18 protein-coding genes and 2 pseudogenes are annotated in these 16,033 nt (G+C 63.5%); 9 read left to right on the top strand and 11 right to left on the bottom strand.

Translation table 11 applies throughout. The annotated features are described in order from the left end of the window. Positions 1-217: 217 nt before the first annotated feature. Entirely contained in the window at positions 218-460 is a 243-nt protein-coding gene (locus ACFSUD_RS18725) for a hypothetical protein (protein ID WP_386376026.1), read from the top strand. A 304-nt stretch (positions 461-764) separates the two neighbouring features. Here ACFSUD_RS18725 and ACFSUD_RS18720 read toward each other — a convergent pair. From ACFSUD_RS18720 to ACFSUD_RS18700, 5 genes and pseudogenes are all read right to left on the bottom strand, one after another. After that, a pseudogene (locus ACFSUD_RS18720) lies at positions 765-1,944 on the bottom strand (IS3 family transposase). Positions 1,945-2,000: 56 nt separating this feature from the next. Further along, positions 2,001-2,879, bottom strand: a pseudogene (locus ACFSUD_RS18715) (IS110 family transposase); the annotation flags it as partial. 333 nt (positions 2,880-3,212) lie between these two features. Next, positions 3,213-3,992, bottom strand: coding sequence for an alpha/beta fold hydrolase (locus ACFSUD_RS18710; protein WP_386376028.1), 780 nt, complete (start codon positions 3,990-3,992; stop codon positions 3,213-3,215). Between the two features lie 306 nt (positions 3,993-4,298). Then, complete coding sequence (locus tag ACFSUD_RS18705) at positions 4,299-5,042, bottom strand: zinc-binding dehydrogenase (protein ID WP_386376024.1); 744 nt, start codon at positions 5,040-5,042, stop codon at positions 4,299-4,301. Then, entirely contained in the window at positions 5,039-5,272 is a 234-nt protein-coding gene (locus ACFSUD_RS18700) for an alcohol dehydrogenase catalytic domain-containing protein (RefSeq protein WP_386376023.1), read from the bottom strand. The genes ACFSUD_RS18705 and ACFSUD_RS18700 overlap by 4 nt, the downstream gene beginning before the upstream one ends. Positions 5,273-5,557: 285 nt before the next feature. Here ACFSUD_RS18700 and ACFSUD_RS18695 point away from each other — a divergent pair, with 285 nt between their 5' ends. From ACFSUD_RS18695 to ACFSUD_RS18670, 6 genes are all read left to right on the top strand, one after another. Then, positions 5,558-6,547: a thiamine pyrophosphate-dependent dehydrogenase E1 component subunit alpha gene (locus ACFSUD_RS18695; protein WP_386376022.1), complete on the top strand. Its 990-nt coding sequence runs from the start codon at positions 5,558-5,560 to the stop codon at positions 6,545-6,547. A 14-nt stretch (positions 6,548-6,561) separates the two neighbouring features. Next, complete coding sequence (locus ACFSUD_RS18690) at positions 6,562-7,590, top strand: alpha-ketoacid dehydrogenase subunit beta (protein WP_386376021.1); 1,029 nt, start codon at positions 6,562-6,564, stop codon at positions 7,588-7,590. A 68-nt stretch (positions 7,591-7,658) separates the two neighbouring features. After that, positions 7,659-7,892: a biotin/lipoyl-containing protein gene (locus ACFSUD_RS18685; protein WP_386376020.1), complete on the top strand. Its 234-nt coding sequence runs from the start codon at positions 7,659-7,661 to the stop codon at positions 7,890-7,892. Further along, a complete protein-coding gene (locus tag ACFSUD_RS18680; RefSeq protein ID WP_386376019.1) occupies positions 7,889-8,569 on the top strand; it encodes a 2-oxo acid dehydrogenase subunit E2 in 681 nt (226 codons plus the stop codon). The genes ACFSUD_RS18685 and ACFSUD_RS18680 overlap by 4 nt, the downstream gene beginning before the upstream one ends. A 17-nt stretch (positions 8,570-8,586) precedes the next feature. Then, complete coding sequence (locus ACFSUD_RS18675) at positions 8,587-9,264, top strand: lipoyl protein ligase domain-containing protein (protein ID WP_386376027.1); 678 nt, start codon at positions 8,587-8,589, stop codon at positions 9,262-9,264. A gap of 47 nt (positions 9,265-9,311) precedes the next feature. Then, positions 9,312-9,671, top strand: a complete 360-nt coding sequence (locus ACFSUD_RS18670) for a putative quinol monooxygenase (RefSeq protein WP_386376018.1) — start codon at positions 9,312-9,314, stop codon at positions 9,669-9,671. 3 nt (positions 9,672-9,674) lie between these two features. On the opposite strand, the gene ACFSUD_RS18665 is transcribed toward ACFSUD_RS18670, so the two are convergent. From ACFSUD_RS18665 to ACFSUD_RS18650, 4 genes are read right to left on the bottom strand one after another with little or no spacing between them, the layout of a single operon-like run. Beyond that, positions 9,675-11,492, bottom strand: coding sequence for a sigma-54-dependent Fis family transcriptional regulator (locus tag ACFSUD_RS18665; RefSeq protein ID WP_386376017.1), 1,818 nt, complete (start codon positions 11,490-11,492; stop codon positions 9,675-9,677). Positions 11,493-11,548: 56 nt separating this feature from the next. Continuing rightward, on the bottom strand, positions 11,549-12,343 hold the full coding sequence (locus tag ACFSUD_RS18660) for an SDR family NAD(P)-dependent oxidoreductase (RefSeq protein WP_386376016.1): 795 nt from the start codon (positions 12,341-12,343) through the stop codon (positions 11,549-11,551). Between the two features lie 10 nt (positions 12,344-12,353). Then, a complete protein-coding gene (locus tag ACFSUD_RS18655; protein WP_386376015.1) occupies positions 12,354-13,319 on the bottom strand; it encodes an LLM class oxidoreductase in 966 nt (321 codons plus the stop codon). Between the two features lie 20 nt (positions 13,320-13,339). Further along, positions 13,340-13,639, bottom strand: a complete 300-nt coding sequence (locus ACFSUD_RS18650) for a DUF1330 domain-containing protein (protein ID WP_386376014.1) — start codon at positions 13,637-13,639, stop codon at positions 13,340-13,342. Here ACFSUD_RS18650 and ACFSUD_RS18645 point away from each other — a divergent pair. Then, positions 13,603-13,797: a hypothetical protein gene (locus ACFSUD_RS18645; protein WP_386376029.1), complete on the top strand. Its 195-nt coding sequence runs from the start codon at positions 13,603-13,605 to the stop codon at positions 13,795-13,797. The genes ACFSUD_RS18650 and ACFSUD_RS18645 overlap by 37 nt on opposite strands. Positions 13,798-13,810: 13 nt before the next feature. Here ACFSUD_RS18645 and ACFSUD_RS18640 read toward each other — a convergent pair whose 3' ends face one another. Beyond that, positions 13,811-14,704 carry a LysR substrate-binding domain-containing protein gene (locus ACFSUD_RS18640; protein WP_386376013.1) on the bottom strand — a complete coding sequence of 298 codons (894 nt, stop codon included), beginning with the start codon at positions 14,702-14,704 and terminating at the stop codon, positions 13,811-13,813. A gap of 197 nt (positions 14,705-14,901) precedes the next feature. Here ACFSUD_RS18640 and ACFSUD_RS18635 point away from each other — a divergent pair, with 197 nt between their 5' ends. After that, positions 14,902-15,486, top strand: coding sequence for an SDR family NAD(P)-dependent oxidoreductase (locus ACFSUD_RS18635; protein WP_386376012.1), 585 nt, complete (start codon positions 14,902-14,904; stop codon positions 15,484-15,486). Between the two features lie 123 nt (positions 15,487-15,609). On the opposite strand, the gene ACFSUD_RS18630 is transcribed toward ACFSUD_RS18635, so the two are convergent. Beyond that, entirely contained in the window at positions 15,610-16,002 is a 393-nt protein-coding gene (locus ACFSUD_RS18630) for a hypothetical protein (protein WP_386376011.1), read from the bottom strand. Positions 16,003-16,033: the final 31 nt, after the last annotated feature.

Genomic DNA, 16,033 nt, shown 5'->3' with positions numbered 1-16,033 from the left:
CGGTCGTCTTGTCATCTTCGCTCCTTTGTCTCGGCAACGCTGCCGGAGTGGGAGCAGAAAATCCACCTAACTCAACTGTCCAGATTCCTCGGGCCACCTCTGTCCCACTTCGAAAGATGCTTTTTCAGCCCCTCAGGACCCCCAACGCATAACCCGCACCTTGAACCCGATGATCCCCCGCTCCTGACACAAGAGGAGGAGGGCGCTGTATTGATGCATGAGCGAACTTGAGAAATACCGCGGGCGAGACCTGATGCTGCTGATCTCGCCGGAGTTACTCAATGACACTGAGCTTGAGCAACGCCTGAGCCGCTGCACCGAGATTGCCTGGAAAGATGGCCAGAACGGGCGCATCTGCGAATGGATTACCAGGCAAGATGCTGAAGCGTTGCTCTGTGCTGGATGGGAGGTGCTTGATGAGTGGAATGAAGAAGCAAGATTTTCGGGCACGTATGCGTGATGCGCGGCCCGACCTGTCTGTTTTTCGGGCCAGACCATGGTGGCAGCGTGCGCTGATCCGCTTGGTCTGGCGCGTGGCTCCTGACTGGTCGCCCCGGCGTGAGCGGGAGGCCTTGGCTTTTAGGAACGCTCGCGGAAAGATCCCGCCTGACATCGACCTCGAGATTTGAGGCGCGCTCTTACAGACAAATTTCAAAATTGTCTGTAACCTGATGCCGACCGATTTTTGGGGCGGCACTCTTTATCCCTACCTCTCTGTAAAGACAGTGGACCTGTCACGTTTTCGTGCCGCCCCATGTGCTCGTTTAAGCCACCTTCCGCTCAAAAGCGACGGGGCTTTTCCAGCCCAGTGCTGAATGGCGTCGGCGCGGATTATAGAAGCCATTGATGTATTCGAAGATAGCCATCTCAGTTTGCCGCCTGGTTGCCTATGACCGCCGCCAGATCAGCTCGGCCTTGATGGTTTTGAAGAACGTCTCGACGGCTGCATTGTCATAACAATTACCTTTGCCGCTCATGGAGCCTTTGAAGCCATGCTGGCGCAGGATCTTCTGATAGTCATGCGAACAGTATTGGCTGCCGCGATCGCTGTGGAAGATGCAGCCCTTGGGTAGTGCTCGGAGGGCGATGGCCATTTTCAAGGCCCGGATCGCCAGATCGCGCTTCATGCGGTTGCTGACGGCCCAGCCGATCACGCGGCGGGAATGCAGATCGAGGATGACCGCCAGATATAACCCCCCCCCCCCCCTCGCGGGTCCAGATGTAGCTGATGTCGCCCGCCCATTTCTGGTTCGGCTCGGCCGCACTGAAGTCGCGATCCAGCAGGTTCGGGACGATGTTGAACGTATGATCACTGTCTGTGGTCGCCTTGAACTTGCGGGTTCTGACAACAGTAATTCCGTTTTCGCGCATCCGTTGCCCGGCAGGCGATTTGGCAAAGCCAAATCTGCCGAGAGGGGGCGACCGACGCGCCGGTGCCCGACATCGACACCGACCTCCTTCAATTCCTCGGTCATTCGGGGCCTGCCGTAGCTGCCCAGGCTCAAGCGCGACTGTTCCTTGATATGCGCCAGCACAACCATATCGGTGCGCTGCCTGCGGCTGGCAGGCCGGCTGCGGAAAGCCCGCAATCCACGTGGGCTGACGTTCATGACCTGATAAAGCCGGCCGATCGGGAAGGAACCGCGCTGTTCTTCGACGAACCTGAACCTCATGGCTTTTGGCTCGCGAAGAACTGGGTGGCTTTTTTAAGATGTCCCTCTCCACCTTGAGGATGCGGTTCTCGCGCCGAAGCCGTTCATTCTCCAGCGCAAGCTCGCGATCCTTGGGGGATACCACATCCGTGTCACGGTGCGAGTTCACCCACTTGTTCAGCGTCGAAAGCCCAAAGCCCAGATCATCCGCAACTTGTCGCCGTGTTAGCCCGCTGGTCAGCGCAATTCGCACCGCGTCTTTGCGGAATTCATCCGTTCTTCTTGTGCCCATAGTTCGTCTCCTTTGCTGCTGAAAATGCTATCAAAGGAGCGGTATCAAACCGCGACAGGTCCAGATCGTGTATGTCGGACCAGTGATGTCATGCCGACGATGAGCAGTGATCGCAAATACTGGTCGCCCATCTTTGTGATCCGTCCCAACTTTTCCTTGCCGCCGCTGGATTTGTTTGCGGGGGTCAGACCCAGCCAAGCCGCAAATTCCCTGCCGTTTCGAAACTGATGCCCGTCACCAATACTGGCTATGATCGCGGATGCCGTTACCGCGCCGACACCGGGTATCGTGCGCAACAAACGAACACGCGCATCTTCTTTAGCGACCTGCTTCAGGCGCTCTTCATACCAGCGAACCCGTCGGTGCAGAGCCATGAGCTGTTCTGACAGATTGCGGATCACCTCGTTGGCGATGTCTGGCAGGTCGAGCACCTCACCAAGGGTGATGTCTTCTGCAAACCCAATTATCCGGGCCAGTCCTCTTGGGATGTAGATGCCGAACTCGGCAACCAGTCCTCGCAAGCCGTTGGTCAACTGCGTTCTTTGCCGAACCAATAGGTCGCGCGCTCGATGCAGCGAAAGCAGCGCTTGTTGCTCAACCGTTTTGATTGCCACAAAGCGCATGGTCGGACGTGTCACCGCTTCGCAGATTGCCTCCGCAACAATGGCATCTGATTTCCCACGTTTGACATAGGGCTTCACATACATCGGTGGGATTAGCCGAACCTCGTGACCCAATGCGGTGAGTTCACGCGCCCAATAATGCGCGTTGCTGTAGGATTCCATGCCGATCAGACAGGGCTCCAACTTCGCAAAGAACGGCAAAAACTGCGCCCGCCGTAGCGGCTTGTTGAACACCACTTCTTCGCGGGTCGTGATCCCGTGAACTTGAAAAACGTTCTTGGCCAGATCAATGCCGATCGTGGTAACTTGCATGGGGTGGCTCCTCTGATGAGCAGGTTTTGACACCTGCACTATGGCGCATCGCGACGCCGGTTGGAGCAGGAGCCATCCACCCCATCAGCTTCCCGCCCTTCTCCCTGCGTGAGGAAGCCTTTACGCGAACGGCCCGGACCTGCCATTGGCTTGATGGTCGAACGCTGCGATGCAGCTTTACGAAATCGGCCATTCATCCCTCGCGCATCATTTTCGAAGGTGAAGGTCGGCGGAGCGGACAAAGGAAGCATCCGCTCGAGTTATCTCCGTCTGATCATGCAGTTTTTCGAGGAGCTGGACCGCGCGTGAGAGGTCACGTCCCTTATCCGCGCCTCATCTCGCGATCGTTTTCAAGATGACCTCTGCGGCCTCCTTCGGGCGGTCCCATTGCGGGAAGTGGCCACACCGCTCGAACCAGTGTAACCGCGCGGTGGGGAAGGCCGCTTGTGCGCGCTCCGCCTGACGTGGCAGCAGGAGACGGTCCTGACGGCCCCAGCCAATCGTCACGCGGCCCGGAGGTGTGGCGGTCCCCTCCTGCAACGGACCACGCGCCAGTTCGCGCAGCATCGCGTCGAACACGTCTGTCTCGGCTATGGCCGTCAGCTCGTTTTGGACCAGTAGGGGATCGAGGGCGCCGGGCCTCGCCGACAATTGCGCGAGCAGAATGGCCCGCGCGGCGCGGCTGTGCGAGAGCGCCGGAATGCGCCGCCGCAGGAGGCGCACCAGCCGGACCGAGGCGGCAAGCGTGGAGCGGAACCACGCCGTCTCCCAGCCGCGCCAGAAACCGCCCGGATCATAAGCGACCGTGTGGCCGCCGATGCCGCGCCGTGCCAGTTCCAGCACCAGCCGCGCGCCGACAGAACTGGCGACGGTATCAATGTCGGCGAGCCCGTTCCGGTCGATGAAGTGTTCGAGCGCGTCCGCATGGGCGGCGATCGTCTGGCGCCCCGGAAGCGCAGGAGACCCCCCGTGCCCAGGCAGGTCGACCAATATGACTTCGCGTTCGCGAGCAAGCATCGGCAGGATGCCGTCCCAGGACCGGACGCTTCCACCCAGCCCGTGAACCAGAAGCAACGGTGGTCCAGCAACGTGACGTTCGCAATTCAGTTCCATACTCAAGGAACGCTCGGCAGCGAAACTGGTTCCGCCGGTTGTGCTGGTAGCCGACGGGTCGTCGTGCCGACGGCGGCGTGCAGCGGACGCGCATATTCCGATCCTCCTGCGCATCGCTGTCGCCGACGCCCCCGCGCAGCAGATATCAATTCCTGACCCCTGTGCGGTCGTCTCGCCGCAGTCAAGGACGGCCCAAAACCGTCGTTTATTCCGGTCGCAGCGAATGTCAGATGTGCCGACGTAATTGATGTTCAAGACAGCCTAACGATGGGTCGGGCGCTATGTCGCCCGACCTCTATTTGCGCGTCAGACCTTTACGACTACCTTGCCTATTGCTTGCCCGCTTTGCAGCCTGGCATACGCGTCGCCGATCTGTGTTAGCGCGAAGTCCGGTCCGTCCAGCAGCGGCTTCACGGCGCCGCCGTCCACCAGCTTGGCGAGGTCTGCGAGGATCTGCCCGTGCACGTCGCGGCCCTGATCATGCAGCATCGGCAGCAGCATGAAGACGATGTGCAGCGACAGGCCCTTAAAGTGGGCGGGGGAGAGGTCGATCTCCGACAGGGCGACCGTTGTGACGACATGGGCGTTCAGTGCCGCAGCGGCGAACGAATTCGTCAGGTTGGCGCCGCCGACCGTGTCGAAACCTGCCCCGCCGGTATGGCTTTGCACGTAGGCGCCGATCTCCTCGGACGTGAAGTCGATGGGCCGGGCGCCGTAGCCCTCAATTACCGACATCTGCTCGGTGCCAGTGCCTGTCGAGGAAACCTCCGCACCGAGGTGACGGGCCAGCTGCACAGCGACATGATCGACACCCCCGGCGCCGCCTTGAACCAGGACCGTTTGCCCGGATGAGACGCCAGCTCGCTCCAGCCCCTCCCATGCCGTAATGCCCACCAGCGGCAGGGCGGCCGCCTCCCTCATAGAGATCGACTTGGGTTTGTGCGCGATGAGCCGTGCGTCGGCAGGAATGAACTCGGCCAGCGCGCCTTGGAGGTTGGCGAGGCCGCCGGCGCAGCCGTAGACCTCGTCGCCAACGGTATAGCCGGTCACGCCGCGCCGACCTCCTCGACGATGCCTGCGAAATCCATGCCCAGCACGGCAGGCAGCTCGGGCGACAGGGGCAAGTCGGAGCCCATATCCTTGATCATCGTGTCAATGGTGTTGACGCTCGTCGCCTTGACGCGGACGAGCACCTGGCCGGGGCCGGCCACGGGACGCGGCTGCTCGGCTTCGGTGAAGGACGTTTCAGGCCCGTAGGCGGTCAGGGTCATGGCTTTCATTCGGTCTCTCCTGGGTTTTGCGTTGGCATGGAGATACAGGCTCGTGCTTTCCGATATAACCGACCATAAATCGAGTTCAGTTTCCACGTTTCAGATATAATGAAGCCCGGCCACGTGGTCTGGCTCAGCTCGACCCCAAACTGTCTCAAACTGTCTCACCGTGGGACAGTTAAGCCCTCTCAGCGCCACCGCCGACAGGTCGAGGTTGTCCAGACTGCCGGCCCGGTGAACCCTCTCCTCAGCGGTTAAGGCGGCAGTCCCGCCACGCATGACAGGGAGGAATACATGGCACCGACACGCGACGAACAGCACTGGATGTATCGCAACATGGTTACGAGCCGCCGGTTCGAAGAAACCATCGCGAAGATCTATTTCGAGGGAAAATCGCCCGCTTTCAACATGGCCAATGGTCCGATCCCGGGCGAGATGCATCTGTCCGACGGGCAGGAGCCGGTGGCGGTGGGGGTCTGCGCGCACCTGACACCCGAGGATGTGGTCACGGCCACCCACCGTCCCCACCATCAGGCCATCGCCAAAGGCGTCGACCTCGACAAGATGGCCGCTGAGATCTTCGGCAAGGCTTCGGGCCTCTCCGGCGGGCGCGGCGGGCACATGCACCTGTTCGATGCAAAGGTGAACTTCGCGTGTTCCGGCATCATCGCGCAGGGCATGGGGCCGGCCGTGGGGGCCGCATTAAGCCGCAAGATGCAGGGCAAGCCGGGCGTCGCGGTGGCCTTCGTCGGCGAGGGCGCGGTGAACCAGGGCGGTTGGCACGAGGCGATGAACCTCGCCGCCGTCTGGAACCTGCCCTTCGTCTGTGTGATCGAGGACAACGCCTGGGGCATCTCGGTCGCCAAGTCCGCCGCGACCGCTGTGCCCACGAACGACGTGCGCGCGGCGGCCTACGGCATCCCCGGCGAGCGGGTGGAGGGCAACGATCCCTTCGCGATCTACGAGGCTGCGGGCCGGGCTATTGCGCGGGCCAGGGCGGGAGAAGGACCATCCTTGATCGAGGTGGAGACATACCGGCTCGCCGGACACTTCATGGGCGACGCGGAAGGCTACCGCCCCGAGGGCGAGAAGGACGGGCTCTTTGAGAAGGACCCAATCCCTGCCATGCGCGCCCGCCTGTTGAAGGACGGAGCCGCGAGCGAGGAGGAACTCGCTGCCATCGAGACTGAGTCCGAGGCCCGTGTCGAGAAAGCGATCAGGTTTGCCCGCGATAGCGTGGACCCGGCCCCAGAAGACGCGCTCACCCGTGTATTCGCAGCCTGAAGGAAGGAGAGAAGATGACCAAATCTAATGAGAGAAAACTGACCATCGCACGCGCCATGGCCGAGGCCACCGCGCAAGAAATGCGCATCGACCCCAGCGTCTTCGTCATGGGCGAGGACATCGCCGCCCTCGGCGGCGTCTACGGCAACACCCGCGGCCTCCTTGACGAGTTCGGCCCCGAGCGCATCCGAGACACGCCCATCTCCGAGACGGCCTTCATCGGGGCCGCTGTCGGCGCCGCTCAGGATGGCATGCGACCCGTGGTGGAACTGATGTTCGTCGATTTCTTCGGCGTCTGCTTCGACGCGATCTACAACCTGATGGCCAAAAACATCTATTTCTCCGGCGGCAACCTGAAGGTGCCGATGGTGCTGATGACCTCCACGGGGGGCGGCTATTCGGACGGGGGCCAGCATTCGCAGTGCCTTTACGGGACATTCGCGCACCTGCCGGGGATGAAGGTGGTCGCCCCCTCGAACGCCTATGACGCCAAGGGGCTGATGACCGCCGCGATGCGCGACGACAGTCCCGTGGTCTACATGTATCACAAGGGCTTGCAGGGGATGGGCTGGCTCGGCACCGAGGCCGGGGCAACGGTGCATGTGCCCGAGGAGAGCTACACTGTCGAGATCGGCAAGGCCAAGGTGGTGCGCGAGGGGCGCGATGTCTCGATCGTCAGCGTCGGCATGGGGGTGTACAACGCGCTCAAGGCCGCGAAAAAGCTCGAGGAGAAGGGCATCAGCGCCGAGGTCGTGGACCTCGTCAGCCTCGTGCCACTGGACCGCGAAACCATCAGGGCGAGCGTTGCCAAAACTGGGCGGCTGATCGTGGTGGACGAGGATTACCAGAGCTACGGCCTCTCGGGCGAGGTCATCGCCTCGGTCACCGAGCACGACATCTCGGTCCTGAAAGCCGCGCCCAAGCGGGTCGCGTTCCCCGATGTGCCGATCCCCTATGCCCGGGTGATGGAGCAGTTCTGCCTGCCCAACCCCGACAAAATTGTCGCCGCTTGGGACGAGATGGGCGCGCTTCAGCCCGCCTGAGCCATACGGCATTCACCGCATACCGTGGGGCAGGCTCCGCCTGTCCCGACCTGAAAAGGACTTTTCACATGGCAATTGACATCACCATCCCAACCGATCTCTGGGAGGAAGACGAAGAATGCGTCATCACCGGCTGGCTTGTCGATGATGGCGCCTCGGTCGAGGAAGGCGCGCTCGTGGCGGAGATCATGACCGCCAAGGTGCAATACGAGGTGCACGCCCCGGCCTCGGGCACCGTCAGGATCGCTCAGGAGGCCGATGCCGTCGTCGCCAAGGGCGCGGTCATCGGGCGCATCGAATGACCTGCGCGGTAAAAATCGTTCCCCTCAAGGGCGTGCGCGGGATGATCGCGGACGCGATGGTCAAGAGTCTTGCGACCGGCGCACAATTGACCCACCACGGCAATGCGGATGCGACGGCCCTGATGGCGGAAAAGGCCCGGCTGAGCGAGGCTGGCACGAAGGTTTCTGTCGAAGATCTCTTGATGTTGGCCGTCGTGCGGGCCCTGCAAAAGAACCCGGAGGCCAATGGCCGAGTCGAGGGGCGCGAGGTGCATCTTTCTGATGCGGTCGATCTGTCCGTCGCCATCGCGCTGCCCGGCAACCTGCTGGTGGCCCCCGCGATCTTCGGCGCCGATGCGATGGACGTCAGCGCGCTGCGCGCGGCCCGGCAGGACCTTGCCGCTCGCGCCAGGACAAACAAGCTCAGCGTGACCGAGATGACCGGCGGCACATTCACCGTGTCCAACCTTGGCCTTACACGCGTGGAACACTTCACCCCGATCATCAATGCCCCCCAGATCTGCATCCTTGGCATCGGTCGTATGACCGACCGGGCCGTCCGCGCCCCGGACGGCGGGATCGAACTGCGTCCATATGTCGGCCTGTCGCTAACATTCGATCACCGCGCTTTGGACGGTGCACCTGCGGGTGATCTGTTGACGTCGATCTGCGACGAGATCGAAGGGATGCAGGCGTGAGCGCCGGGTTGTGCATTGTGCTGGGAGTCGCCGAAGGCCTGTTGCTGGAGGCGGAGGCTTTCGGCGAGTCCGGCCCTCAAGTTCGGCTCTGGACGGCGGAGACCCCGGCTTTGGTCTGCCCCGCCGCCTTCTGCCGCAAGCTCGGGTTCGAGGCCGCAGCGCGGAACAGCGCCGCGCGCGGCTGGCCGCTCTACCTGCGCCCTACGGGCGGAGGCGTCGTGCCGCAGGGGCCCGGGGTTCTAAACGTCGCGCTGGCCTTCATCGCCGGCCGCGACTTCGGCATCGAGGCGGGCTATCGGCTCATCACCGATGTTATCCGCGCGGCGCTCGGGCCGGTCGGGCCCCGCCTCGTCACCGGCCCCACGCAGGACAGCTTCTGTGATGGTTGTTGGAACCTCTCCGTCTCAGGGCAAAAGCTTGTCGGAACCGCGCAGCGTATTCGCCCGGCGGGGGGCGGCGCGCGCCGCGTTCTCGCTCATGCGCTGATCCTCTTGGAGGGCGACCTCGCCCCGGGCGTCGAGGCAGTCAACGGCCTGCACGCAGAGGTCGGCCTGCCGCCGGTGGTGGGCCGGGCCCATACGACTCTCGCGGCTTTCATGGGCCCCGATGCGCCCGACCCATCACAACTCGCCCGAGACCTCGCGGCCTACGCCTTGGACGCGCTGGCCCCGACACCCGCAGTCGTCGCCGCCTAAGACACCACCGCTCGCAGGAGAGCGACCTACCGAAAAGGAAAGCATTCATGTCCCACAGGACCATCTTCATCCATCTCAAGGTCGGCGTTCCTGCCGCCAATGCCCAATCCTTCGAGGCGCTTATGGCCGAACTGGTCGAGCGCAGTGAAGGCGAGCCGGGGACCCTGGTCTACGAGTGGTATCAGACCGAAGACGGTTCTTGGCATATCCTCGAGCGCTACGCCGATGCGAGGCATGGCGATACCCATGTCAGGGGCTTTGCCGAGAACTACGCCAACCGCTTTTTCGAACTCTGCAACAGCTGCGATGCCACAGTCTCAGACAATGCGACGCCCTATATCCGGGGCGTGCTGGAGGGCCTCTCGCCGCTCTACATCTCGCGAAAGGGCGGGTTCAACCGGTTCTGAGCTTCAGGAGGGCCGCGTCAGCCCGTGCAGCTTGATCTTGCGGTTGATGGTGGCGCGGCTCACCCCGAGGCGCCGTGCAGCCTCGGAGACATTCCAGCGGCTGGAGGTTAGCGCGTCTCGGATCATCGTGGCCTCGTCGTAGGAAAGCCACGGCACCTGCGCAGCCGGAGCGGCCGTCAACGCGGCATCCCTGGCGATGGAGGTCGGGCGCAGGTCAACGGGGGTGAGGCAATCTCCGGCCGCTGTCATAAGAGCACGTTCCAGTGCGGTCCTCAGTTCGCGCAGGTTGCCGGGGAAGGGATGGGCGCGGATCAGGGCCGCGGCCTCCGCGCTGAGGTCAATCCGCCGCCCGGCGAGCTTGGTCGCGAGAACCTGGGCCAGAACCTCGGGCTGCTCGCGCGCACGCAGCGGCGGCAAGGAGATCCGCGCGCCGGCGAGCAGGTAGTAGAGGTCATCGCGGAAACGCCCCTCCGCCACAGCATCCAGCAACGGCTGGCGGCTGAGGCCGACGACCCGCAAGCGCGGCGCGCCCTCGGACCTCTCCGCTTCCAGCTCGTCGAGGAACCGGCGCAGCTCGGCTTGCGCCTCGGACGGCATCTCGGAGAGGTTGTCGAGCAGCACGGTCACCGCCCCCTCCGACGTGTCCGAGAGAAGCGACAGGACCCGCGCTTGCGACAGGATGGGCCGCAGGACGTCCTGATCCTCTGGCGTGCTGCCCATGCTGGCGCAATCGACTTTGAGCACCGGCGCGGCCCCCGTCAACGCCGCGAGCAGGGCCGACTTGCCGGTGCCGGTTTCGCCTTCGACGAGGAATGGCGTGCCGACGCGAAAGAGCATCCCTGCCTCGGCGCACCGGGCCGCCATGATTTTGCAGCCCGTCGCCAGGTCACGCAGCGAGGGGGGCAGTCGGCGGCGCGGCGCGGCGAGCGGACGGGCGGCGTGCGCGCGCGGCGAGGCCTCTTCGGGCAGGCGGGCCGAGACGGTCATCGTGGCACCGCGCGCCATAGGCATCGAAAGGACCCGTTCGGGCACCCGCGCCAGAGCCTCGCTCTCCATGTCGAAGACAGCCTGAAATGGCTGGCCCTTCAGCGGCCCAGATGCCTGTCCAGCCATCATACGCTCCACCGCCGAGGTCGCGCCGAGGATGATGCCCGCCGCGTCGACCGCAATCAGCCCGCCCCCCGACAAGGGCTGACCTCCCGCCCCAGAGGACAGCGTGATCAGCATGCTCTCGGCGAATTGCTGCTCGAAGAGCCGCCGCTGGATGCGCTCTGCCGCCGTCTCGAGGAATTGGCGGGCGAACTGGTGCTCGGCCGCGTTGCCGCGGTCGAAGGTGACAAGGCTGACCGAGCCCACCAGCGCTCCCTTGGCATCGAGGATCGGGGCGCCTGTGCAGGCAAAGGGTTTGAGCCGGGCATAGAAGTGATCGGCGCCGCCCACGGTCACGGCGCGTCCCGCCCGCAGGGCCATCGAGACGCCATTGGTCCCGGCCACCCGCTCGTCCCAGCAAGAACCCAGCGCGATGCCGTTCCAATCCTCGGCGCCCATGCCGGCCGTCTCCAGCCGCACCAAAACACCCTCGGCATCCGTGACGACGAGGCAACGCTTGCCGTCGCTGGTGACTGAGGCGAGATGGCGAAAGAAACCCTGCCGGCCGCCGGTGCGCTCGGTGATCCGCTCCAGCCGCGGCGCGATCTCGGAGGCTTGCAGGCGCAGGATCGGCCGCGCGGCATCGCGGGCGAGCCTATGCTGCCCCTCGCATCGTGCCCAGGAGGCGGCGATCTCCTCGCATATGAGAGCTTTTTGGCCGGGTCCGATCATTTCTCCTCCCTCCCGCAGCATAGGCCGGGCCGGCCGAATTCTCCGAATCCTATCTTTCAGGCCCGGTCCGCCGGTTCCGCCAATTCGCGGATCGCGGCCATCACTTCGGACACATGGTCCGGGTTGGCGGCCGCCTGGTGGGGCGGTGCAAAGCGCCCGTTGTCATTGTCGAAGTAACGGCCGGAGGCGGCGGCGAAGTCTTCGGAAAGCGCGGCCCGGCGCAGGATGTCCGCGCCGATCGACAGGTCATTGCCTGCCACGCCGAAGCCCTCCTTGACCATCTTCGACGCCAGCAACGAGCCGGGGTTCACCGCAACGAATACCGGCCCGTCCGGATGGGCGCGGGCTATCTGCTGCGTCCAGATCGTGATGGCCAGCTTGCTTTGCGCATAGGCGCCCATGTCGTCGAGGCCACGCTCTCCGCGCAGGGCGGCAATGTCCACCGGGGCCTGCGCCGCGGAAGACAGGTTCACGACGCGGCCGTCCTTCGGGAGGATCGGCAGCAGGTGCTGGGTCAGGACCCAAGGGGCCAGCGTATTGACGACAAAGCGCAGGTCGAGACCCGTCTGCGTGCGGGTCTGCGGCGCCTTCAGCACGCCGGCGTTGTTTATCAGCACGTCGAGCCGCTCATGCCGCGCGCGGATCTCCTGCGCCAGGGAAGCTACCTCATCGAGATCGGAAAGGTCAGCGCGGTAGGTTTCCGGGCTGCCGCCAACCTCTTGAGCGGCGGCTTCCAGTTTCTCATCGCTGCGCCCGTGAAGCAGAACAGTATGCCCGTCGGCTGCGAGGGTCTGGGCCGTCAGAAGGCCGATGCCGTCCGTGGCTCCGGTGATCAGGATCGTCTTGGTCATATGGGCCTCCTCAGCCGTGGAAGTCCGGCAGGGTGTCATCCGCCAACCGTTTCATGGTGTCTTCGATCTTGGCCCCGTTGAACCGCAGGTTCAGGGCGACGTGGTTGATGCCGAGGCCGCGTATCTCTTCGAGGTAACACCGCAGGTAATCCGTGCCCGAGCGGAACCCAAGGTGAATCGGGCGGGGCGGCGCATCCTTCTGCGCCACAAGGTCGATGTAAAGCGATTGCATCACCGGCTTGTCTGGCAGGCCTGCCTCCGCGATCCGCAGACGGTAGGCGTCTACGACCCTGCCTTGCGAGGCCGCATCGCGCGGATAGGTCATCCAGCCGTCGCCGCTCCGCGCGACCCAGTCGGGAGCCTGCTGGCTGCCACCGGTGATGAGCAGCGGCAGCCGCCCGGTGAAGGGCTTGGGCAACATGTCGATCCCGCCGGAGAGCACACCATGGGCGGTCTCGACACGCGGGTAGCTCTCGGCCATTGCGCGGATGTAGTCCACGCTGTCGCGGAACCGCTCACCGCGATCCTCGAAGCTCATGCCCAGCGCCGGGTATTCGTCCGGCCGGTCGCCCGAGGCGACGCCGAGCAACAACCGCCCGCCCGATAGCACGTCGGCCGATGCCGCCGCCTTGGCCACATGAGCCGGATGGCGCAGGGGCAGCACGATGCTCGCCACCCCCAGCGCGATGTCGTGTGTCGAGGCCGCCAGCGCGCCGATATAGACGAAGGGGTCGAAGACCTGCCCGGCATCACCGAAAGAGGGCACGTTGAATGGCACATCCCGCAACCAGAGCGCAGAGAAGCCCAAGGCGTCAGCCAGGTGCGCGCGTGCGATATGGCGGGTCATATCAGGCACGGGATCGCTGCCATGCGCCTCCAGCGGGGCGACGAGACCGATACTCAGCCGCCCGGGCCGGAAGGTCGCGTTGTAGCCCCGATTGAGAGGCGCGAAAGCTCGGGATGTCTGGTCAAACATGATGCGCTCCGAAATTCCGATCAGGCGAGGTCGTCCTTGCCCTCGACAAGCCAGTGGTAGCTGGTCGATCCGGCATGACGGTTGGCAAGATGATCAGCATATTCCGGATCGTTGATGAAAGCCTTGGCCGCATCGGCAGAGGGCCATTCGATCAAAATGCGCAGCGCGGCGTCACGCCGGGGACCTTCCAGTTGTTCGTGGCTGGTCGTCCGCGCGATGTAACGGCCGCCATGCTGTTCGATCAGCCGATTGGCTGATGGCAGATAACCGGAGATCCACTCTGATGAATTCCCTCTGGAACGTAGCCGGCGAGATCGCAAAGGGTCGCCTGATCCGCGTCCTGCCAGAGTGGAAGATGAACGACCGATCGGTGCTGTGGCTGATCTATCCCCGCACGAACGTTTTGACACCGAAGACTCGCGTGTTCATGGATTTCCTGATCGCGAAATTGGGTAATCGTTCAAAATGGAGCGAATGAGGAAACCAAGACATCATTCCTCCCGAATTTCCTCATGCGCCATGCTGAGTAGCCACTCCATCACCAGAATTGCTGCCTCAGATGCGCCCTGACGAGGCAGGAGGGCATAGAAGTCCTGACCACCCTCAAATGTAACTTGGATGACACGCACCAGGCGACCGGCATCAAGGTCACGCTGCACAAGGAAGCGGCTTGCCAGGGCAACACCCTGGCCGGCCAAGGCCGCGTCGAGGCTAAGGGTCGTCTGGCTGAAGTGCAGGCCGCGCGGCGCTTTGGGGATCGCTCCGAAGGCGATCTCAAGGAACTGCGGCCAAAGATCATGCCCGTCATGTAGCAGGGTCAGCCGGGACAGCGCAGCCGCGTCGAGGGGGCCTTCCGGTGCCACTAAATGCGGCGAGCACACCGCAATGATCTCCTGCGGGAACAGCAACTCGGCACGCAGGCTTGCCCCGAACGGCGGGCACCCCTGACGCACCGCGAGGTCGATACCGTCGGCATGGAAGCTCATGACCCGCTCGGTCGCGGTGATCCGGAGGTCGATCCCCGGATGGGCCTCGGTGAACTCGGCGAGCCGCGGGATAAGCCATTTCGAGGCAAAGGTCGGGGTCACGCTGATCGTCACCCGCGAGGGCGTGTCCAGGAGCGCTCCGGTCGCGTCCATTAGCTGGGAGAAGGCGCGGGAGACTGCGCCGTGGTAGCTTCGCCCCTCCTCCGTGAAACTGAGCCCCCGCGGCTCGCGCAGGAACAGGCGCAGGCCGAAATGTTCCTCCAGCCCACGCACCTGCTGTGCCACGGCGCCCTGCGTCACGCCCAGTTCCTCCGCCGCTGCGCGGAAGGACAGGTGCCTGCCAGCTGCCGAGAAAGCGCGCAGACCGTTCAGGGACGGCAGATTGGCTTCGCTCGTCACGATAGTTCTCCTACACCGACGCAACAGCTGCGCTTGGCTGGTCGCAGGCGCCTCTCCTTCGTATCTAACTACGCATACCTGCCGGTCTGGCTGCGCGGTGACACGCTGTTCGGCCAGCTTCACGACTGATGAAAAAAAACGGCGCTCGGAACAGACCCGGGCGCCCCCCTCCATAAACGCATGCAAGGATCAGACAGATGGCTGACACAACTTTCGGACCCAAGGGCTGGACGCCCGCACGCCTCGGCAATCTTGTCGGCAAGACCTATGTCATCACCGGCGCCAATGCGGGCGCGGGCTTTCAGGCCGCACGCATCCTTCTGTCGAAGGGCGCAAAAGTGGTGATGCTGAACCGCAGTGCCGAGAAATCCACCGCCGCCGTGAAAGAGTTGAAGCAGGAATTCGGCTCCAGCGCCGAGGTGAGCTTTGTCCGCATGGACCTGGCCGAGCAGGCTTCGGTCCGGGCCGCCGCCGAAGAGGTGCTGAAGACCGTGCCCCGCATCGACGCGCTGATCTGCAACGCCGCCATCGCGCAGGTGCCGACGCGCAAGCTGACGCCCGACGGTTTCGAAAGCCAACTCGGCACCAACCACTACGGTCATTTCACCCTGTGCGGGATGCTTTTCGACCGGATCGAAGAATCACGGGGACGGATCGTCGCCGTCGCCAGCCTCGGCTACAACATGGGGCTGAAGACGATCCGCTTCGACGACATGAACTGGAACGAGGGCTATGGCGCGAACACCGCCTACAGCCAGAGCAAGCTGTGGCGGCGGCGCTAGGTCGTGCCGCAGTTGACCCGCAGGGAGTGCCCTTGAACTCCGCGGCAATCAACGCCCTTGCCCGCTTGGTAATGTGATCTCAAGGAAGCGTGCATACATTGCTTCCGCAAGAAGCAAGTGATGTTACCGGGCCAAGATGCTCGGATATTCGAGGACCTTAGGGTTTTGGTTGATCAGTTCACTATGCTTGACCTCTACGAGCACGTTTGAGCCGCCGAGGTCCGCTTCGAAGTCGGGTGTGTATTTAACGCAGCGGAATCCGTAGAGCTTCTGCGCTTCCTGTAGCGCGGCGACGCTGGGATAAGCTCGTCCGCTCAAAAGATCGAAGGTCATGGGTTGCGAGCGGATCGAGAACACCCGTGGATCGAGACCCATCGCCACTGCTCCGCTCGTCTCTAAGCGGCTTTCCATTTGCATCAGATGCGCACCGCCGGCCGAGGAGTAGTGGGCTTTCTTCTTTTGCCCACGCTTCTGAACGCGTCGCGCGACCGGATGCGATTTCCGGTCAATTTTCATTTCATCACCCTCGATTCGTTATTGACAATAA

Origin of the sequence: Sulfitobacter aestuarii (assembly GCF_042685005.1) — a bacterium.
Classification (GTDB): Bacteria; Pseudomonadota; Alphaproteobacteria; order Rhodobacterales; family Rhodobacteraceae; genus Sulfitobacter; species Sulfitobacter aestuarii.
Note: the sequence above shows the minus strand (reverse complement) of the source record. Positions and strands in the feature narration are given on the sequence as shown.